Below are 20151 nucleotides of genomic sequence, written 5' to 3'. Positions count from 1 at the left end.
ATCAGTAGTAATTACCCATCAGCGATGCGACCTCGATCAGCAGCATCACGCCAAACACCCGGACCATGTCCGACAGGCCGTGCGAGATGCGCGTGGAGGTCGCCATCGGAATCAACCCGACCGCAAAACTGAAGAATACAATCTTCAGCACCAGTATCAGCGTGACCGCGGGATTGAACACCTGCCCGACCACGCGCGTGTAACCAGCCAGCGCCCATGGTGTAAAGCCATACAGCGACAGATAGGCCAGGATCAGCGTCAGCACGCAACTGGCCGCCGCCAGCATCCACACCGCAAAAATGCTCGCAACCACGCGCGGGAAAAATTCGCGATGCAGCTCGCTGCCGCTGGCCGTGCCGGCCGCATGGCGGCGCTGCGCCAGTTCCAGTCCTGCTGGCAGGGTGGTGCGCAGGGCGACGAAAGCGGCGGCGGTCAGCGGTATCAATTCCAGCACCAGCACCCGTACCACCATCTCCAGCGCAAAGCGCGACAGGCCGTAACTCTGCGACGTCACCACCACAATGCGTATCAGCACAAGGCTCACCAGCGCCGACAGCACGCCGTACCACGCCAGATTGGGCACCGTGTCCGCCACGAGGTGGCGGGCGAGCACCGGACGATTGGCGCGGCCATAGCTGGCCGGCGTCAGCGCCATGGAAAACATTAGCACCGCGAAATGCAGCAGCCGCCACCAACCGTGCAGCCAGGCGACAGCGCCTTGGTGCAGTCTTTGCAGGATGCCAAGTGTGGATGCTTGCGTATTCATGTTGGCATATTAGCACCGTCGTGGCCTGGGCAGGAGCACGCTACTTGTCCGGGAAGCTGGCGATGATGGCGTCGGCGGCCGCCCGCACGCGGGCGCTGCGGCTTAAGTCGGCGTGCATCACCAGCCACACGTCGTAGTGGTCGACCCGTTCCGGCCAGATGCGCACCAGCCGCTTGTCGCCGTCGGCCATGTGGCAGGGCAGTTCGGCCACGCCCATGCCGAGCCGCGCGGCTTCGATCATAGCCAGTCCGCTGTTGACCTCCATCGCCACGCGCGCGTTGTGCACCGGTTCAAGGCAGATCTTCTCCTGATGGCGCGGCGCCACCGCAGATTGGTAGATCACGATGTCGTGCCCGGCCAGCCCGTTGCCCGGTTCCGGCATGCCGCGCGCTTTGATGTAACCCGGCGTGGCGTAGAGGCCCATGCTGCGTTTGCTTAGGTGGCGCGAGATCAGGTCCGGGCTGGTGGGCTTGAGCGTGCGTACCGCCAGATCGGCCTCGCGCCGCGTCAGGCTGGTGATGGCGGTGCTGGTACTGAGCGCGATGCGGATATCCGGATGCTGCACATGCAACCGTTGCATGGCGGCGATGACGAAGTGCGCGGCCATGGTGTCGGAGGTGGTCACCCGCACCACGCCGGAAAGGCGGTTGTCGATGCCCTGCATCTCGCGCTGGAACTGCAAGGCGGCGTGCTCCATCTTCTCGGCCGCGCTGACAGCAAGTTCGCCTGCCGGCGTGGCCATGTAGCCGGACGGCGTGCGCAGGAACAGGCGCGCGCCGAGCGAGGTTTCCAGCGCGTTGAGGCGGCGGCCGACCGTGGCCTGGTCGATATCGAGCAGCGCGGCGGCGGAGCGCAACGTGCCTTTGCGGTAGATGGCGAGGAAGATGCGGGCGTTATCCCAGTCCATAATGGTCTCCAGGCAGATGCATTTTTGCATCAGAGTGCTGATGTTATGCGTATTTACTGCATCATGCAAGCGGCCTACCATGAAGGCATGAATACCTCCACGACCGCCGCCGTGCCGGCAAGGCACGTACCTCCTTTATTGATGCTGATGACGCTGGCCATCGGCTTTGTGATGGCGATGATCGACGTCACCGCCGTCAATACCGCGTTGTCCGACATTTCGGTCAGCCTGTCGGTGCCGCTCACCGGGCTGGTTTGGGTGGTGGACGGTTACACCTTGACCTTTGCCGCGCTGCTGATGGCGGGCGGCGCGCTGGCGGACCGCTTCGGCCCCAAGACGGTGTATCAGGGAGGCTTGAGTGTGTTCATACTTGGTTCGGTGCTGTGCGCGCTGGCGCCGAGCGGCCATGCCTTGATCGCTGCGCGGCTGCTGCAAGGCGCCGGTGCGGCCTTGTTCATGCCGAGTTCTTTGAGCCTGCTGACGCATGCCTATGAGGATCAGGCTACGCGGGCGCGCATGCTGGGTACGTGGTCGGCGATTGTAGGCTGCTCGTCGGCGGCCGGTCCGCTGGTGGGCGGCCTGCTGGTGCACGAATTTGGCTGGCGCAGCGTGTTCTGGGTGAATGTGCCGATTGGCTTGCTCGGCATCGTGCTGACGCAGGTGCTGGCGCCGGCCACGGCGCGTCATGAGCGCGATTTGTCCATGTTGAGCCACGCGCTGGGCGTGGCGGCGCTGGCGGCGCTGAGTTTTGTGCTGATCGAAGGGCCGGTGCTGGGATGGGCGTCGGTGCAAGTGTTGGCTGCTGGCGTGCTGGCCGTGGTCGCGGCATTGCTGCTGGTGCGGCGCGAGCGCACCGGCGCGCATCCCTTGCTGCCCAAGGCTTTGTTTGAGACGCCGGCATTTGCGGCAGCCAATGGGGTTGGCTTTTTAATCAACTTTGCGGTGTTCGGCCAGTTGTTCCTGCTGAGTTTATTCATTCAGCAGGGCGGTGCGGATGCGCTGCAAACGGGCGTCAGGCTGATACCGATGATGGCTGCTTTCGCCATCGGTAATCTGACTTCCGGCCGGATTACGGCGCGTGTCGGCACCCGGCCGCCAATGCTGTATGGCCTGATGGCGGGATTGGCGATGGCGGTGTTGATGCTGGTCGGGCTGCGCCCCGAGACGCCTTACTGGCTGCTGGTGACGGCGGCGGTGGTGATGAATGTCGCGATCGGGATTGCGATCCCGGGCATGACGGCCACCGTGATGCTGGTGGCCGGCAAGGCCAACGCCAACAGCGCCGCCGCCGCGCTGAACGCCAACCGGCAGATCGGCGCTTTGGTCGGCGTGGCGATGATGGGCACTGTGATGCATATCGCGCCACAGTGGGCGCTGCGCCTGCCGCTGGCGTTCACGCTGATTGCGGCGACATACGCGGGCGCCTTGCTGCTGGTGTACCGCTACATCAAGCTCGCCAGGCCGGTTTAGACACCATGCTTCTTACGCCACTCGATCATCTCGGCGATGGTCAGGATAGGCATCTGATGCAGTTCAGCGAAGCGCTCGATATCCGCGCCGCGCATCATGGTGCCGTCCGGGTTCATTAGCTCGCACAGCACGGCCGATGGATTCAGGCCGGCCATGGTGGCCAGGTCCACCGAACCCTCGGTATGGCCTTTGCGCGCCAATACGCCGCCCGGTGTGGCGCGCAGCGGGAACACGTGACCCGGATGCACCAGATCCGACGGCCTGGCATCGGCCGCCGTCGCCGCGCGGATGGTGGTCACGCGGTCGGCCGCCGACACGCCGGTGGTCACGCCCTCGCGCGCCTCGATCGACACGGTGAACGGGGTGCCATAGCGGCTGCCGTTATTGGCAGCCATCATCGGCAATTCCAGCTCGCGCACCTTGTCGGCGCTCAGGCACAGGCACACGATACCGCTGCATTCGCGGATCATCATTGCCATGGTCTGCACGGTCATTTTTTCGGCGGCGACGATCAGGTCCGCTTCGTTTTCGCGGTCGAAGTCATCCAGCAGGATGACCGGCACGCCGGCGCGCATGGCGTGCAGCGCGGCGTGGATACGGCCTTGCAGATCGTCGGATACCAGGGAATAGGGGGATATTGCGGATTGGTCAAACATGAGGAACGCTCCTGAATAAAATAGGAACGCGACAGGGCAAGCGAATACGCGCAGCCGGCCGCTCCGATGGCTCGGGCAGCAGGATACGTACAGCGCACATCTTCTTTCATCCGGACTTTAACCGTCGGCCCTGGAATTGCACCAGATCTGCGCATTTGCGCTCGCGGGCTTCGTTGTGTAACTTTACCGCCGGTGGGGAATTACACCCCGCCCCGAAGACGTTGTTGTTACCTGCCAAGCGGCAGGCAGCGAGGATTTTAGCCCAAATGAAGGATTTCAGTGTATGGTAGCTATTCTCTAAAAATCCAAGCATCCGGAGACGAAGTTGATTACCCTGCGTACCCTGTGCGGCGCCGCGCTTCTGGCCTGCACGCTCCCGGCGCTAGCCGGCGATCTTAAGCTCAGTGACAAAATCCCCGTGGGGCCGCAGGTAAAAGTTGGCAAATTGGCCAACGGTTTGACCTATTACATCCAGAGCAACGGCCGTCCGGAGAAAAAACTGGAGTTGCGGCTGGTGGTCAAGGCGGGCTCGATCCTGGAAGACGAGGATCAGCAAGGACTGGCCCACTTCACCGAACACATGGCCTTCAACGGTTCCACGCATTTCAAGCGTAACGAGCTGGTATCGTATTTGCAGTCGATCGGCGTGAAATTCGGCGCGGACCTCAACGCCTACACCAGCTTCGACGAAACCGTCTACATCCTGCCGATACCGACCGATAAAAAGGAAATCGTGGAGCAGGGCTTCCAGGTGCTGGAAGACTGGGCGCACGGCTTGTCCTTCAACGATGCGGATATCGACAGCGAACGCGGTATCGTGCTGGAAGAGCTGCGCCTCGGTAAAGGCGTGGACGACCGCATGAACAAAGTGGTGCTGCCCAAGGTGCTGAACGGCTCGCGCTACGCCGAGCGCATGCCGATCGGTAAAGAGGATATCCTCAAGACCTTCACATACGACGCCATCAAGCGCTTCTACCACGACTGGTATCGTCCGGACCTGATGGCGGTGGTGGTGGTGGGCGATATCGAGCCGGCCGACGCGCAGCGCCTGATCGAACAGCACTTCACCAAGCTTAAAAATCCAGCCAACCCGCGCCCGCGCGAATACGCGAAGATTGCGGAGCGTGAGGAGTCGGAAGGCATTGTCTTCACCGACAAGGAAGTCAGCGCCAACACGGTCTACATCCGCTATCCGATCCAATCGTGGCCGGCCGGTGAAACGGTTGCCGACTATCGCCAGAAGCTGATCGAGGGCATGTACAGCTTTATCCTCAGCCAGCGCATGTACGAGTTGACGCAACAGGCCAATCCGCCGTTCCTGCAAGGCGGCAGCGGCATGAACAAGATCGTGCGCGGTTACCGCTCCTTCGGCGCAGGCGCGGTGCTGGGCAAGGGCGGCGCCACGCCGGCCATCAATGCGCTGGTGCAGGAAGACCAGCGCGCGCGCCAGTACGGTTTTAGCGCGGCGGAAGTGGAACGCGCCAAGAAGGGCATGCTGCGCAACTACGAACGCATGTACAACGAGCGCGATAAATCCGATTCGTCCGGCTATGCGGCGGAATACATCCGCAATTTCCTGGAGCAGGAATCGATTCCCGGCACGGCGGCGGAATACCGTTATGCCGCCGAGCTGATACCGGGCATTACGCTGGAGGAGGTGAACGCCGCCGTGCGCGCCGCCATTCCGCATAACCAGAGCAAGCTGGTGATCTACACTGGCGTCGACAAGCCGGGCGTTGTGCAGCCGAAGGCCGACGAACTGCTGGCCACCGCCAGCTCCGCTGAAAAGATCGCCGTCAAGCCGCTGGAAGACAAGGTCTATGCATCGCAGCTGATGCCCAAGCTGCCCAAGGCTGGCGGCATCGTCAGCGAAAAGGTCAACGACAAGATCGGCACCACGGAGCTCACGCTGAGCAATGGCGTGAAGGTGGTGCTGAAACCGACCGACTTCAATAACGATCAGGTGATCCTCGGCGGCTTGCGCTACGGCGGCTGGTCGCTGCTGCCGGACAGTGATGTCTTTGCCGCGCACTATGCGAGCAGCATCGTCGGCCAGATGGGCGTGCTGAATTACACGCCGAACGATCTGGTGAAGGTATTGGCCGGCAAGAGCGTCAGTTCCAGCGCCAGTGTCAGCTCGCTCAACGAATCGGTGGGCGGCAGCTCTGGCAGCACGGACGTGGAAGCCATGCTGCAACTGGTCTACCTGCAAATGACGCAGCCGCGCAAGGATGCCGCCATTTATACGGCCTATGTGGATCGCCAGCGCGAACTGGCGCAGAACAATCTGGCGCGGCCGGAGTCGGTGTTCTATGACACCGTCACCGCCACCCTGTACAACAACAATCCGCGCGTGCTACGCGCCGCCAGGCCGGCCGATTTCGACCAACTGGCGCTGGACCGCGTGCTCGATATCTACAGCAGCCGCATGTCGAGCGCGCGCGACTTCACCTTCTTCATCATTGGCAGTTTCGAGGTGGAGAAGATCAAGCCGCTGATCGCCACCTATCTCGCCAGCCTGCCGGTGGGCGAGATCCCGGTCGCCTTCAAGGACGAAGGCGTGCGCCCGATCAAGGGCGTGGTAAAGAAAGAGGTGCACGCGGGCTCGGAGCCGAAGAGCACCATCTCGCTGTCCTTCACAGGCGAGGTGGAATACTCGCGCGCCGCGCGCATGCGCTTGCAGGCGCTGGTGGAGGTCATGAATATCAAGCTGATTGAAACCCTGCGCGAGAAGATGGGCGCGATGTACAGTGGCGGCATGAGCGGTTCCATGAACCGCATCCCGTACGGGAACTACAGCATCAACGCCAGCCTGCCGTGCGCGCCGGAGAACGTGGACAAGGTGCTGGCCGCCACCTTTGCCGAGATCGAGAAGATCAAGCAGGACGGCGTGGAGGAGGCGGATCTCAACAAGGTCAAGGCGGCGTGGATCAAGAACTACCGCAAGGGCATGCGCGAGAATGGCTACTGGATGGCGTCCCTGCAAAACGCCTTCTTCAACAATAACAACCCAGAGGATATACTGACGTACGAGTCGCGCGTGAACGGCCTGACCGTGGCGGACCTGAAACAGGCCGCGCAGCGCTACTTTGATACGAACAACTACCTGCAGGTAGTGCTGTACCCCGAGAAGTAAGGAGCATTATCATGGCAAAGAAAAAAGAAGAGCTGGACCCGGAAACCCTGGAGCTGATTAACTGGTGTATCGAAGTGGAGGGTTTCCTGGTCAAGGGCGGCGCCACGCAGCAGCAGGCGCAGGAACACATTGAAGAACAGGTCGAGTGGTTCACCGACCAGTTCTACGAAGGGCTGACGCCCGAAGAAGCGGCCAGGGAAGCCTTGGCCTAAGCTGCTGGTGCGTCGTGGCAGACGACGCACAGTTTATTCCCCTCGGGGTCGCGGAAGTAGGCGCCGTAATAGTTGGCGTGATACTGCGGCCTCAGTCCTGGCGCGCCTTCACAGGCGCCGCCATGCTCCCGCGCCGCCGCATAGGCGCGGTCCACCATTTCCCTTGACGTTGCCATCAGCGCCAGCATCTGGCCGTTGCCGCAGCTTGCGGGCTGGTTGTCGTATGGCGCACCGATGATGAACAGCGGCCGCGCGCCTTCGGCCGGCTGCCACGCGGCCCATGGCCGGTGCGCGTCGACGAAGCGCTGGCGCGCGCCCAGTTCCGTCATCAGCGCGCTGTAGAACGGCAGCGCCTCCTCGAAGTTGTTAATTCCCACATAAACGTGCGACAGCATTGCTTCCTCCGGCGAGTGAGTATATCGTCAACATTTGGAGATGATTATATGCTGACCCGAGAAAAAGACATCATGGAGCTTAAACCCGGCATGGCGCCATCGCCGCGTCGTATCGCCGACCTGCCGGGCCCCAAGGGCCGCCCGCTTTTCGGCAATGTACGCGATATCCGCGCCCGGCCTTTTCATCTGGTGATGGAAGGCTGGGCACGCGAGTATGGCCCGCTGTACCGCTTCCGCATCATGCGCCGGCAGATGCTGGCCACCGCCGACCGTGACCTGATCGCGACGCTGTTGCGCGACCGGCCGGACGTGATACGCCGCTCGACCCGCTCGGCTGACATGCTGAATGAAGTCGGCACGCGCGGCCTGTTCACCGCGGAGGGCGAAGACTGGCGCCGTCAGCGCAAACTGGTGATGCGGGCACTGACGCCGGAGGTGATCCATAACTTCTTCCCCACGCTGGCGGCGATGACGGAGCGCTTGCGTCTGCGCTGGGAGCGCGCCATCGCCGCCGGCCAGCCGGTCGACCTGCTGCGCGACTTGAAGGCTTACACGCTGGACGTCACCATCGGCCTGGCGATGGGACAGGACATCAATACGCTGGAGCTGGAAGAGCATCCGCTACAGCGCGATATCGAATTCCTGTTCAAATTGGTGGCGCGCCGTCTCACCACACCGTTCGCCTACTGGCGGGTACCCGTGCTGAAACGCGCGCAGGACCACGAGGCCACAGCGGCATCGGCGCGCATCCAGACAGCGATTGCCGGCTTTATCGCCGACGCGCGCCAGCGCATCGCGCAGAATCCAGCCTTGCGCCAGAAGCCCGCCAATATGCTGGAAGCGCTGATCGTGGCGCGCGACGAGCCGGATTCCGGCTTCACCGATGCGGAGGTGATCGGCAATGCCATCACCATGGTGTTTGCCGGCGAGGACACCACTTCCAATACCATGGGCTGGCTGCTGGCGTTTTTGGGCGATCATCCACCGGCGGCGGCGCGCATGGCGCAGGAAGCCAGGCAGGTGCTGGGCGAGCGCGTGGTGCTGGACGATTACCATCTGCTCGATCAGCTCAAATACATCGATGCCGCCACGCGCGAAGCCATGCGCCTCAAGCCGGTGGCGCCGTTCATGGCGGCGGAAACCAATCAGGACACGATGCTGGGCGACCTGGCTGTGCCGGCGGGGACGGTAATCTTCATGCTGTTGCGCCATTCGTCCGAGCGCGAGAACGACATGGCACAGCCGGAGCGCTTCCTGCCGGAGCGCTGGCTGGAAGGCGTGAGCACGCAGGGTGATGACCCGGGGCGCAAGCTGTTCCCGTTTGGAGGCGGACCACGTTTCTGTCCGGGGCGTTACTTGGCCATGGCCGAGATCAAGATGGCGATGTCCATGCTGGCGCGGCACTTCACGCTCGAGCGTGTGCCCGGAGCACCGGCCGCACGCGAATGCTTTACCTTCACCATGACGCCGGATCAGCTGCCGGTGCGGCTGGTGCGCAATCCATAAAAGGAGAACACCGTGTTCAAGAAAATCATCGTAGGCTTGTCTGTGCTGATCCTGATTGTGCTGGCGGTGGCGGCGTTGCAGCCAGCTACTTACAGTGTCACGCGCAGCATCGCCATCAAGGCGCCGCCGGAAAAGATCCAGCCGCTGATCAGCGATTTTCATAACTGGCCGCAGTGGTCACCATGGGAAAAGCTGGACCCGGCGATGACGCGCAATTTCAGCGGTGCGCCCAGGGATCTGGGCGCGGTCTATTCCTGGCAGGGCAACAAGGATGTGGGCTCCGGCCGCATGGAAGTCACCAGCCTGACGCCGGCCAAGGTCGGCATCAAGCTGGATTTCCTGACGCCGATGGCGTCCACCGCGCAGACCGATTTTGTGCTGGACCAGAAGGGTGACACCACCACCGTGAGCTGGACCATGTCCGGCAAAACCGACTACATCGCCAAGCTGATGACCATCTTCGTCAGCATGGACAGCATGATCGGCCCGGCGTTTGAGAGCGGGCTGTCGCAGATGAAGGCTGTGGCTGAGAAATAAGCCGTTCAGCTGTTGCGGTAGGCGCCCGGATTGACGCCGGCCCATTCCTTGAAGGCGTGATTGAAGGCGCTCTGCTCCTGGTAGCCGAGCAGGAAGGCGATATCGATCAGGCTAAGTTCCGAGCGACGCAAATAGTCCTTGGCCAGCGCGAAGCGCGCCTGGTCCAGCACTTGCTGGAAGGTGGCGCCGGCTTCACTCAGCTTGCGCTGCAAGGTGCGCGGCGACAGTTTCAATGCGTCGGCAATGGAGGCCAGCCGCACCTGGCCGTGCGCCAGATTGGCGACGATGGCCGCATGCACTTGCTGCGTGATGGCCGGTGGCTGAATGGCGCTGCGCTGTTGCAGCAGTTGCTCCGCGTGCTGTTGCAGTACCGGATAAAGGCTGACGTCCGCGTTCGGCACAGGCCACGTCAGCATGGCGGCGTTGAAGCTGGCGGTATTGCTGTCGGCGCCGAAGATGGGCATGTCGCCCAGCACGCGTACGTATTCCTCGCGCAGTTCGGGCGGTCCGCCATCGTGCGTCAATCGCAGTTCGTTGGCGGGCAGAGTGATTCCGGCCAGCCAGTTGCTGAAAACGCGGATGCCGGAGAATACGCTGTCCACCAGGTGGCGCTGCGCGTTGCTGTAGTTACTGTGCCAGCTGTAGCAGGCGATTTCGTCTTCGATGGTGATGCTGGAGCGGCCAAGGTCGTGGGCCAGCTGCTCGTAGCGCATGGTCTGCTCAAATACCTGGCCGAAGTCGCGGCAGCTCAGCAAAATCAGGCCGTACACGGTGTAGGTGCCCAGCTTGACGCATTGACCCACGTGCAGGCCAAAGTGGGGATCGTTGGCCAGTTTGGCACCGATGTCGAGCAGGCGTACGTAGTAGTCGGCGGGTAGGGATTCCGGCAGCGGCTCCAGCGATCCGGCCGGGAGCCGGGCGGCTTGTTCCAGCGCTTGCGCGCTCACGCCGCGCTGGGCGGCGGCTTCCAGCAAAGGCTGCAAATACGAGCCGGCGACGCGGTTGGCATGATCGAACAAGGCAGATGTCATGAATGCGCAATACCGGCGGGCGGCATTGTTTTAATCTCAAGTGGTGAATAAAAACCAGTATAGCGCCATCAGGAAGAGAACAAAACAATGAAACGTTGGAACGGTTGGGGTGACGAGTCGGTCGAATTTGCGCTGAGCGCGGAGGCGTTGGCCTTTCTGCGGCAAGGCATTGGCAGCGGCAAGCCGGTGGCGGATGCGGCGTTCGGACAGGCATGCGCGCAGATTGCGGAGTCGCGTCTGCCGGCGCATCGGCTGATCGATACGGCGCCCGAGGTCCGGTTGCGCAATGCGCTGGGCCAGAGTTTGCCGGACTGGCTGCGCCTGCGCTATGGGGTGATCGGCACGGCGCCGGATGGCGTGGCCTATCCGGAAAGCGCGCAGGATGTGCGTGACCTGATCGATTATGCGCAGCAGTATGGCGTGGCTTTGATACCGCAGGGCGGCGGCACCAGCGTGGCGGGACACTTGACGGCGCCGGCCGGCGCGCCGTCGCTGACGGTGAACATGACGCGCATGCGGCAGTTGCTGTATCTGGATACGGAATCGCAGCTGGCGACGTTTGGCGCCGGTGTGCTGGGGCCGGACCTGGAGGCGCAGTTGCGGGCGCGCGGCTACACGCTGGGGCATTTCCCGCAGTCGTTTGAGTATTCCACGCTGGGCGGCTGGGTCGCCACGCGCTCGTCGGGCCAGCAGTCCTTGTGTTATGGGCGCATTGAGCAGATGTTCCGTGGCGGGTCGGTGGAGACGCCTTTGGGTACGCTGCATTTGCCGACCTTTCCGGCATCGGCGGCGGGGCCGGATTTGCGTGAGATGGTACTGGGCTCCGAGGGACGGCTGGGCATTCTGACCGAGGCCACCGTGCGGGTGACGCCAGCGCCGGCCTATGAGGCGTTTCATGCGGTGTTCTTTCCCGATTGGGCTGCCGCGGAAACGGCGGTGCGGCAGATCGTGCAGGCCGGATTGGCGCTGTCCATGCTGCGCTTGTCGAATGCGCTGGAGACCACCACCATGCTGGCGCTGGCGGGCCACAAGAAGCTGATCTCGCTGCTGGAAGGATATCTGTCGCTGCGCGGTTGCAAGGAGGGCAAATGCATGTTGATGATCGGCGTGAGTGGCCGCAAGTCGCTGGTGCGCGCGGCTTTGCGCGAGGCATTGGTACTGACTTCGCCGCATGGTGGCGTGCACGTGGGCCGCTACATGGGCGAGAAGTGGAAGCAGAACCGCTTCCGCAATGTGTATCTGCGTAACGCGGCGTGGTCGCATGGTTATGCCATCGATACGGTGGAGACGGCGGTGGACTGGCCGCGCGTGGAGGTCATGATGCGGGCGGTGGAAGGTGCCGCCGTTGCGGCGCTGGGCCAGTTTGGCGAGCAGGTTCACACGTACACGCACTTGTCGCATCTGTATGCGCAGGGCGCCAGTGTTTATACGACCTTTGTGTATCGGCTGGCGGGGGAGTATGAATCGGATCTGGCGCGCTGGAAGGCGTTGAAGAATGCGGCCTCCATGGCGATTGTGTCGAATGGTGGAACGATCAGCCATCAGCATGGCGTGGGGGCGGATCATGCGCCGTATCTGGCGGCGGAGAAGGGGCGGTTGGGGATGTCGTCTTTGCGCGCTTTGTTCGAGCATCTCGATCCGCAGGGGATCATGAATCCGGGGAAGCTGCTGCCATGAGCGGGCGCGAGGTGTCTGCCGGGCCTTGGGATGCGATCGTGATCGGTGGCGGCATCACGGGCGCGGGGATTTTGCTGGAGGCGGCGCGGCGTGGTTTGCGCGCCTTGTTGGTGGAGCAGCGCGATTTTGCCTGGGGGACGTCGAGCAGGTCTTCAAAGCTGGTGCATGGCGGCTTGCGCTATTTGAAGGAAGGGCAATTTGCGCTGACACGCGAGTCGGTGCATGAGCGCGAGCATTTGCTGCGTCAGGCGGCGGGCCTGGTGGAGCCGCAGAGTTTTGCGTTTGGTGATTATGTTGGGCGCAAGCCTGGCAAGCGGGCGTTTCTGCTTGGCCTGGCGATTTATGACCGGATGGCGGGGCAGCGCGGACGGCATTACTTTGAGCGCGATGCGTTCATGGCGATGGCGCCGAACATTGCCACGGATGGTCTCCAGGGTGGCATGGTCTACACGGATGCCAAAACGGATGATGCGCGGCTGGTGCTGCGTGTGTTGCAGGAGGCGCGCCAGCACGGCGGCGTTGCGATGAACTACATGGCCGTCGAAGCGCTGCTGCGCGACGAGGATGGCGGGGAGGTGCACGGTGTGCTGCTGCGCGATGGTCTCAGCGGGGCGCAGCACGAGGTGCGCGCACGGTTGGTGATCAGCGCCACCGGTGCGTGGGCTGACCGTTTGCGCGCCTCGCAGGGTGGCCAGAGCGGAGGCGGGGCTGCGGGGGCGCCGGGGCGGCGACTGCGGCCTTTGCGGGGAAGTCATCTGGTGTTGCCGGCGTGGCGGCTGCCGCTGGCGCAGGCGATCAGTTTGATGCATCCCGCCGATGGCCGCCCGGTGTTCGCGTATCCCTGGGAGGGCGTCACGCTGGTCGGCACCACCGATGTCGATCATGCTGACGACTTGTCGCGCGAAGCGGCCATCACGCGCGCTGAGTGCGATTATCTGATGGCGGCCTTGCACGCCCAGTTTCCACAACTGAATCTGACCGACGACGATATCATCGCCACCTACGCCGGCGTGCGTCCGGTCATCGATAGCGGCAAGGCCGATCCATCCAGGGAAACGCGCGACCACGCGCTTTGGCTGGAACACGGCCTGCTCACTGTCACCGGCGGCAAGCTGACCACCTTCCGTGTGATCGCGCTGGATGCACTCAAACTGGCGGCTACGCGGCTCCCTGAACTGCAAGGCCAACTGACGCCGCTGCCGGTGTTCGCCGCCACGCCGCCGCTGCGCTACACGACCGCTCTGCCGCCCGGCCAGGCGCTGCGCCTGCAAGGGCGCTATGGCGCGGCGGCGCAGGCACTGGTCGACGCCGCGCATGAAGGCGAACTGGCATGCATACCCGGCACAGAAACCATCTGGGCGCAGCTGCGCTGGGCGGCGCGTCATGAAGACGTGTGCAAGCTGGAGGACCTGCTGCTGCGCCGTACCCGCATCGGCATTCAGCTGCGTGGCGGCGGTATCGATGTCATGCCGCGCATCCGCGCCATCTGCCAGCCGGAACTCGGCTGGAGTGACGAGCGCTGGGCCGCCGGCGAGTCGGACTATCTGGCCCTGTGGGCCGCGCATTACAATCTACCAAAACGATCATGAGACACGAATATCTGCTTTCCATCGACAACGGCACGCAAAGCGTGCGCGCGCTGCTGTTCGACTTGAACGGCAACCTTGCCGCCAAGTCGCAGATCCACCTGCAAGCTTATTTCTCCGAGCACCCCGGCTGGGCCGAACACGATGCTGACGGTTACTGGGACGCGGTATGCGCCGCCTGCCAGCAGCTCTGGCAATCCACCGATATCCCGCGCAGCGCCGTCAAAGGCGTGGCCGTCACCACCCAGCGCGGCACGGTGGTGAATCTGGATCGTGACGGCAAAGCGCTGCGTCCCGCCATCACCTGGCTGGATCAACGCCGCGTAGGCAAGCAAAGGCCGCTTAGCTGGTGGTGGCGTACCGCGTTCAAGGTCGCGCGCGTGAGCGACACCATCGAATACTTCCGTCGCGAAGCGGAGATCAACTGGATCGCCGAACAGCAGCCTCAGATCTGGGCGCGGACGCACAAATATCTGCTGCTGTCCGGCTTCCTCAACTACCGCCTGTGCGGACGCCACGTCGATTCGACCGGATCGCAAGTCGCCTACCTGCCGTTCGACTACAAGCGCCACAAATGGGCCGGTGCGCGCGACTGGAAATGGGAGGCGCTGAAAGTCCGCGCCGACATGCTGCCGGAGCTGGTGGCGCCGGGCACGGTGATCGGCTCCATCACCGCCGCCGCTGCCGAAGCGACCGGCATCCCGCAAGGCACGCCGCTGGTGGTCGCGGCCGCCGACAAGGCCTGCGAGGTGATCGGCGCCGGCAGCCTTGAGCCGCACATCGCCTGCCTGAGCTACGGCACCACGGCCACCATCAACACCACCAGCAAAAAATATGTCGAGGTGACGCCCTTCATACCGCCTTATCCGGCGGCTGTTCCGGGCGCTTACAGCACCGAAGTGCAGATCTTCCGTGGCTACTGGATGGTGAACTGGTTCAAGGAGCAGTTCGGCCATCTGGAGCAGATGGCTGGCGCGCGGCAGGGCATGGCGCCGGAAGCAATGTTCGATCAACTGGTGAACGAAGTGCCGCCCGGTTCCATGGGCCTGATGCTGCAACCTTACTGGAGTCCTGGCATCCGCATTCCCGGCCCGGAGGCCAAGGGCGCCATGATCGGCTTTGGCGACGTTCACACGCGCGCCCATATGTACCGGGCGATCCTCGAAGGTCTGGCGTATGCGCTGAGGGAAGGCAAGGAGCGCATCGAAAAGCGCAGCGGCGTGACGGTGACCGAATTGCGCATCGCCGGCGGCGGCTCGCAAAGCGACGCTGCGATGCAGCTGACGGCCGACATCTTTGGCCTGCCCGCAGCGCGCGCGCATGTCTACGAAACCTCCGGCTTGGGCGCGGCGATCGCCATCGCCGCCGGCCTGGGCCTGCACAAGGACTTCGACACCGCTACCCGCGCCATGACGCGTCCCGGCCGCGTGTTCCATCCGATCGCCGCCAACCAGAAAATCTACGACCAGCTATACCGGCGCGTCTACCTCAAGATGTACCAGCAGTTGCAACCGATGTACCAGCAAATCGCCGATATCACCGGCTACCCGGAACAGCTCTAGCGCATCGCCATTGCCTTGACGGCGGCCAGCGAGGCGCCGCTGGTCTTGGTGGCTTGCACCTGATTGCGGCCGCCTTCCTTGGCCAGGTACATGGCGCGGTCGGCCGCCACGAACAGCGACTCGGTGTTATCCAACTGGTGTGGATGGATGGTCGCTACGCCGATGCTCACCGTCAGCCAGGCCGACGTGGTCGAACGTGGATGCGGAATTTGCAGCGATTCGATATGCGCGCGGATCGACTCGGCCAGCAGGTAGGCCGAATCACCGTCGGTTTCCGCAAACAGCAACACGAATTCCTCGCCGCCGTAGCGCGCCGCCAGGTCGGTCGACCGCAGCGCGTGCGAGGCGATGGCTTGCGCCACCTGCTGCAAGCAGGCGTCGCCGGCCGGGTGGCCCAGCGTGTCGTTGTATAGCTTGAAGTGGTCGACGTCCAGCACCACCAGCGACAAAGGCAAGCCGCTGCGCATGGCGCGCTGCCATTCCTTCTCCAGGAAGGAATCGAAGTGGCGGCGGTTGGCGATCTTGGTCAGCGGGTCCACCATGGCGGCGCGCTGCAAAGCGTCTTCCGATTGCTTGTGGTGCGTGATGTCGTGCAGCAGGCCGATGAACAGCGGCTGGCGCAGGTACATCGGCGTCAAGGTCAGGTCCATGCACACCGAACTGCCGTTACGGTGGCGGATGATGACTTCGCGCGTGCCGTGGTTGTGCGCCGTCTGTGGCGCCGCCGCGTAGCGGGCAAAGTAGTCGAGGTATTCCTGCGCCACCAGGGGGTTGAGCAGGTCGTGGATGCTGCGGCCGGCCAGCGGCTCCAGCTGGTAGCCCAGGTATTTGTCGCAGGCCGGATTGGTCATCTGGATGCGGCCATCGGCTTCGAAGATCAGCAGGCCCTCGGCCATGTTGTTGACGATGGTGCGCAGGCGCTCGGCCTGTTCCTCATGCGTCTCGCTCTTGCTGCGGATTTGCAGCTGCGTGCGCACGCGCGCACACACTTCCGCCATACGCAGTGGCTTGCCGATGTAGTCGACCGCGCCGATGTCGAAGCCCGCCACCACATCTTCGGTATCGGTGCGCGCGCTCATGAAGATGATGGGGATGCGCTGCGTGGCCGACTGGCTTTTCAGCTGGCGGCAGGTTTCGTAGCCGTCCATCCCCGGCATCATGATGTCGAGCAGGATCAGGTCGGGATGCACGCGGCGGGCGATTTTCAACGCGCGTTCGCCGCTGGTCGCCACAAACGTCTGATAGCCCTGCTGGACCATCATCTTGCGCAGCGCGCCAAGATTTTCCGGTGCGTCGTCAACGATTAAGATGGCGGCATCGCGCCGCGTGGCATAACTCAGACTTCCTGGATTCATTGCGGTGCGCCTTTAACCGGGTGGGTTGCGTTGGCGTGAGTCGTCAGTTGCGCGGGTGGGCAACGGAGGGGGCAAGCGGGGGTGATGGGTGCGCGTTTCAACAAAGGCTGGCCTGACTTGAAAGTGACTATCCGTTCAAATCATACCCCGTTGCAACGCTTGTCGGGGGAAAAATATCCGATGTTTTTTTGAGTATTGTCTCGGTGTTATCAGGCCGCAGCCAGACTAGCGCCTAATGGTGTAAGGAATGTTGGCGGGATGTTAAAGGATTGCGCGGTTTTTGTGACTATTGGTGATAAAGTCACTTTTGGCGCTGTTGTATTTTTGTGGGCGGCGAGCGCCGCCCACGTAGGCCGTTTTAGATCTTGGCGGCGATCAGTTTGCCCAGCACTTCAATGCCGTGGCGGATGCGTTCCGGCGGCACCGTCACGAACGACAGGCGCAGGGTGTTGGTGGCCGGTTCGTTGGCGTAGAACGGCGAGCCTGGCACGAAGGCCACCTTCTGCGCGATCGCTTCGTCCAGCAGCTTCATGGCGTCGATGTGCTTCGGCAGCGTGACCCAGATGAACATGCCGCCTTCCGGCTTGGTCCACTCGACACCGGCCGGGAAGTGCTGCGCCATCGCGTCCAGCATGACCTGGCACTGATCGCCGTAGAGGGTGCGGATTTTCGGAATGTGCTGGTCCAGGAAACCGTCCTTCACCACTTCGTGCACCACCATCTGGGTCAGCTGCGAAGTGTGCAGGTCGGCCGCCTGCTTGGCCAGTTCCAGGCGGCGCGCCAGCGGCAGCGGGGCGCACACGTAGCCGAGGCGGATGCCCGGGGTCAGCACCTTGGAGAAGGAACCCATGTAGATCACGCCGTCCGGGTTCATGGCCACCATCTTCGGCGATGGCGCGCCCTTGTAGCTCAAGGCGCCGTATGGATCGTCCTCGATCAGCGGCAGGCCGAGACGGGCGCAGGTTTCCACCAGCTCCTGGCGGCGCTCGACGGACAGCGAACGGCCGGTCGGGTTCTGGAAGTTCGGCAGGGAGTACAGCAGGCGCGCGCCTTGCGCGACCTTTTCAATCGACGCTGGCACCAGGCCGTGGTCGTCGGTGTCCACCGATTTGAATTCAGGGCGGTAGACCGAGAACGCTTGCAGCGCGCCGAGGTAGGACGGGGTCTCGACCAGCACGCGGCTGCCTTCGTCGATCAGCACTTTGCCCAGCAGGTCCAGCGCTTGCTGCGAACCGGAGGTCATCAGGATTTGTTCGGGCACGATCCTGGCGCCGTTCACGGACAGGGAGTCGGCGATCCACTGGCGCAGCGGGGTGTAGCCGTCGGTCGGGCCGTATTGCAGGGCCACTTTGCCGTTTTCGCTCAGGACTTTGTCGTAGGCCGCTTTCATTTCTTCGACCGGGAAGGTGGCTGGCGATGGCAGGCCGCCGGCGAAGGAGATGATCTCTGGCTGCTGCGTGATCTTCAGGATCTCGCGGATGAAGGAGGCTTGCAGCTGCTCGGCGCGTTCAGCGAAGCGCCACTGGATCGGATTTGGATTTTCGATTTTCATACTTGTCTCACTCAGGGATTTTATTCTTACGCGACTTCCGCGATCAATTCGATCTCGACGCAGGCGCCAAGCGGGATTTGAGCGACACCAAAGGCGGAGCGGGCGTGCTTGCCGGCGTCGCCGAAGACTTCGCCCAGCAGCTCGGAAGCGCCGTTGGTGACCAGATGCTGTTCGGTGTAGTCCGGGGTCGAATTCACCAGACTCATGACTTTGACGATGCGCTTGACGCGATTCAGGTCGCCGCCGACGGCCGCTTGCAGCGTGCCGATCAAGTCAACGGCGATGGCGCGCGCGGCGGCCTTGCCTTCCGCGGTGTCGATGTTCTTGCCCAGCTGGCCGACCCATACGCTGCCGTCTGCGCGCTTGGCGATGTGGCCCGATAGGAATACCAGATTGCCGGTTTGGGCGTACATGACGTAGGCGGCGGCTGGGGTAGCCGGCGCCGCCAGGGTGATATCAAGCGCTTTCAGTTTTTCGTAAACAGACATGTGGATTTCCAGTTGCGGTTGTTATGTTATGTGTTGAGACTGATATTGTACTCTTGCCGGGATGGATGCTCACAGTTGAGGCAAAATCAAGATACTGTATGGTGTCAGGCGCGTTTTACCTGCATTTTGCGGCCTGCGCCCACCACGGCGATGACGGCAATTGCGAAGATGACAGTTTGCCATTCCAGCGCCTCGCCCAGCACCACGGTGGCGGCCAGCACAGACAGGAAGGGCTGGACCAACTGTACTTGTCCCACCCGCGCCACCCCGCCCAGCGCCATGCCGCGATACCAGAAGAAGAATCCGATAAACATCGAGAACACGGACACGTAGGTGAAGCCGGCCCACGCGGCACTGGCGGCATGGCGGATTTGCGCGGCGTCCTGCCAGCTGATCCAGCCGACCACGGGCAGCAGCGGTGGCGCGGCCAGCACCAGCGCCCAGCAGATGGTTTGCTGTCCGCCCAGCGTTTGCGACAGACGGCCGCCGGCGGCATAGCCCATGGCGGCGGCCAGTACAGCCAGGAAGATGGCCAGGTCGGCCGCGTGCAAACTGCCGCCGCTCTGGCGCAGCGCAAAGCCCACCACCAGTACAGAGCCTAAGATCGCCATGACCCAGAAGCCTTTGGACGGCTTTTCGCCGCCCAGCAGGGCTGCGAAGACGGCCGTGGCCAGCGGCAGCACGCCGACCAGTACAGCGCCGTGGGCGGCCGGCAGGGTGCGCATGGCGACCGAGGTCAGCCACGGGAAGCCGATCACGCAGCCGCCCGCGACCATGGCCAGTGCGGGGAGGGCGGAGCGTGGCGGCAGCGGGGCGCGTTTCCACAACAGCCATGCGCCGGCCAGTACAGCCGCGGCCAGGGCGCGGCCGAGGGCGACGAAGATCGGCGAGAGGCCGGCGCCGGCGCTGGCCTCGGCGCCACCCACCGCCAGCCGGGTGAAGGGCAGGGTCAGGCTGAAGATGGCGACGCCGACCAGGCCAAGCAGCATGCCGGCGGTTTCGTCGCTCACGCGGCGCTGGGTGGTGAAGGTGGTTGTGGTGGGATTCATGGCTTTATCCTACGTGACAAAACCAGTACAGTGCCAGTACACTTGGCAATATAATTTGACATACTGTGACGGTAAAATGACCAATACACGAGCACGCACTTCCCTGTTGGGCGCCGCGGCGGCTGCCGCGGCGGAGGCAGTCAACGAAGCGCTGGCCGCCGCCCAGGCCGAGATGCCGGACGCCGGCGATCCCGCCGCCATGCGGCGGGACCAGGTGTTTTTATCGCGCCAGATGATCGGGCCGCCCCCCGCCACCAACGCCATGG

The 20151-nt window shown here is 63.2% G+C and carries 17 protein-coding genes, 1 pseudogene and 1 riboswitch; of the genes and pseudogenes, 9 read left to right on the top strand and 9 right to left on the bottom strand.

Features of this window, described 5'->3' with window-relative positions:
• Window position 1 precedes the first annotated feature (1 nt).
• Both GM676_RS18930 and GM676_RS18925 read right to left on the bottom strand, forming a co-directional pair.
• Window positions 2–766: an MlaE family ABC transporter permease gene (locus tag GM676_RS18930; protein WP_155465412.1), complete on the bottom strand. Its 765-nt coding sequence runs from the start codon at window positions 764–766 to the stop codon at window positions 2–4.
• Between the two features lie 40 nt (window positions 767–806).
• Entirely contained in the window at window positions 807–1673 is an 867-nt protein-coding gene (locus tag GM676_RS18925; protein WP_155465411.1) for a LysR family transcriptional regulator, read from the bottom strand.
• Window positions 1674–1760: 87 nt separating this feature from the next.
• Here GM676_RS18925 and GM676_RS18920 point away from each other — a divergent pair, with 87 nt between their 5' ends.
• Window positions 1761–3143: an MFS transporter gene (locus GM676_RS18920; RefSeq protein WP_229262762.1), complete on the top strand. Its 1383-nt coding sequence runs from the start codon at window positions 1761–1763 to the stop codon at window positions 3141–3143.
• Here the strand turns inward: GM676_RS18920 and ribB are convergent.
• On the bottom strand, window positions 3140–3799 hold the full coding sequence (gene ribB / locus GM676_RS18915) for a 3,4-dihydroxy-2-butanone-4-phosphate synthase (protein ID WP_155465410.1): 660 nt from the start codon (window positions 3797–3799) through the stop codon (window positions 3140–3142). The genes GM676_RS18920 and ribB overlap by 4 nt on opposite strands.
• 94 nt (window positions 3800–3893) lie before the next feature.
• Window positions 3894–4023: riboswitch (FMN riboswitch) on the bottom strand.
• Window positions 4024–4133: 110 nt separating this feature from the next.
• On the opposite strand from ribB, the gene GM676_RS18910 reads away from it, so the two are divergent.
• Together GM676_RS18910 and GM676_RS18905 are read left to right on the top strand one after the other, a co-directional pair.
• Window positions 4134–6935, top strand: a complete 2802-nt coding sequence (locus tag GM676_RS18910) for a M16 family metallopeptidase (protein ID WP_443093169.1) — start codon at window positions 4134–4136, stop codon at window positions 6933–6935.
• Window positions 6936–6946: 11 nt separating this feature from the next.
• Window positions 6947–7147: a hypothetical protein gene (locus GM676_RS18905; protein WP_155465408.1), complete on the top strand. Its 201-nt coding sequence runs from the start codon at window positions 6947–6949 to the stop codon at window positions 7145–7147.
• Here GM676_RS18905 and GM676_RS18900 read toward each other — a convergent pair.
• Window positions 7144–7542 (bottom strand): VOC family protein, encoded by a 399-nt coding sequence (locus GM676_RS18900; protein WP_155465407.1) that lies wholly within the window; start codon window positions 7540–7542, stop codon window positions 7144–7146. The genes GM676_RS18905 and GM676_RS18900 overlap by 4 nt on opposite strands.
• A 48-nt stretch (window positions 7543–7590) precedes the next feature.
• Between GM676_RS18900 and GM676_RS18895 the strand changes: the two genes are divergently transcribed.
• Window positions 7591–9048: a cytochrome P450 gene (locus tag GM676_RS18895; RefSeq protein WP_229262761.1), complete on the top strand. Its 1458-nt coding sequence runs from the start codon at window positions 7591–7593 to the stop codon at window positions 9046–9048.
• A 12-nt stretch (window positions 9049–9060) separates the two neighbouring features.
• Window positions 9061–9585: an SRPBCC family protein gene (locus GM676_RS18890; RefSeq protein ID WP_371866289.1), complete on the top strand. Its 525-nt coding sequence runs from the start codon at window positions 9061–9063 to the stop codon at window positions 9583–9585.
• Window positions 9586–9590: 5 nt separating this feature from the next.
• On the opposite strand, the gene GM676_RS18885 is transcribed toward GM676_RS18890, so the two are convergent.
• On the bottom strand, window positions 9591–10616 hold the full coding sequence (locus tag GM676_RS18885) for a helix-turn-helix domain-containing protein (RefSeq protein WP_155465406.1): 1026 nt from the start codon (window positions 10614–10616) through the stop codon (window positions 9591–9593).
• A gap of 87 nt (window positions 10617–10703) precedes the next feature.
• Here GM676_RS18885 and GM676_RS18880 point away from each other — a divergent pair, with 87 nt between their 5' ends.
• From GM676_RS18880 to GM676_RS18870, 3 genes are read left to right on the top strand one after another with little or no spacing between them, the layout of a single operon-like run.
• Window positions 10704–12293, top strand: a complete 1590-nt coding sequence (locus GM676_RS18880) for an FAD-binding oxidoreductase (protein ID WP_155465405.1) — start codon at window positions 10704–10706, stop codon at window positions 12291–12293.
• Window positions 12290–13882: a glycerol-3-phosphate dehydrogenase/oxidase gene (locus tag GM676_RS18875; RefSeq protein ID WP_155465404.1), complete on the top strand. Its 1593-nt coding sequence runs from the start codon at window positions 12290–12292 to the stop codon at window positions 13880–13882. Before GM676_RS18880 ends, GM676_RS18875 begins: the two co-directional genes overlap by 4 nt.
• Entirely contained in the window at window positions 13879–15441 is a 1563-nt protein-coding gene (locus GM676_RS18870; RefSeq protein ID WP_155465403.1) for an FGGY-family carbohydrate kinase, read from the top strand. The genes GM676_RS18875 and GM676_RS18870 overlap by 4 nt, the downstream gene beginning before the upstream one ends.
• On the opposite strand, the gene GM676_RS18865 is transcribed toward GM676_RS18870, so the two are convergent.
• The 4 genes from GM676_RS18865 to GM676_RS18850 all read right to left on the bottom strand — a co-directional run bounded on the left by GM676_RS18865 (window position 15438) and on the right by GM676_RS18850 (window position 19885).
• Entirely contained in the window at window positions 15438–16796 is a 1359-nt protein-coding gene (locus GM676_RS18865) for a diguanylate cyclase (protein ID WP_155465402.1), read from the bottom strand. The genes GM676_RS18870 and GM676_RS18865 overlap by 4 nt on opposite strands.
• 358 nt (window positions 16797–17154) lie before the next feature.
• Window positions 17155–18348 carry an aminotransferase-like domain-containing protein gene (locus tag GM676_RS18860; RefSeq protein WP_155465401.1) on the bottom strand — a complete coding sequence of 398 codons (1194 nt, stop codon included), beginning with the start codon at window positions 18346–18348 and terminating at the stop codon, window positions 17155–17157.
• 26 nt (window positions 18349–18374) lie between these two features.
• Window positions 18375–18836, bottom strand: coding sequence for a RidA family protein (locus GM676_RS18855; protein ID WP_155465400.1), 462 nt, complete (start codon window positions 18834–18836; stop codon window positions 18375–18377).
• A gap of 104 nt (window positions 18837–18940) precedes the next feature.
• On the bottom strand, window positions 18941–19885 hold the full coding sequence (locus tag GM676_RS18850; RefSeq protein ID WP_170304320.1) for a DMT family transporter: 945 nt from the start codon (window positions 19883–19885) through the stop codon (window positions 18941–18943).
• Window positions 19886–19961: 76 nt separating this feature from the next.
• Here GM676_RS18850 and GM676_RS18845 point away from each other — a divergent pair.
• Window positions 19962–20151: pseudogene (locus tag GM676_RS18845) on the top strand (hypothetical protein); the annotation flags it as partial.

Source organism: Duganella radicis (assembly GCF_009720825.1).
In the GTDB taxonomy this organism is placed as follows: Bacteria; Pseudomonadota; Gammaproteobacteria; order Burkholderiales; family Burkholderiaceae_D; genus Rugamonas; species Rugamonas radicis.
The sequence above is the reverse complement of the archived record's forward strand: the minus strand, read 5'-3'. Positions and strand labels throughout refer to the sequence as shown.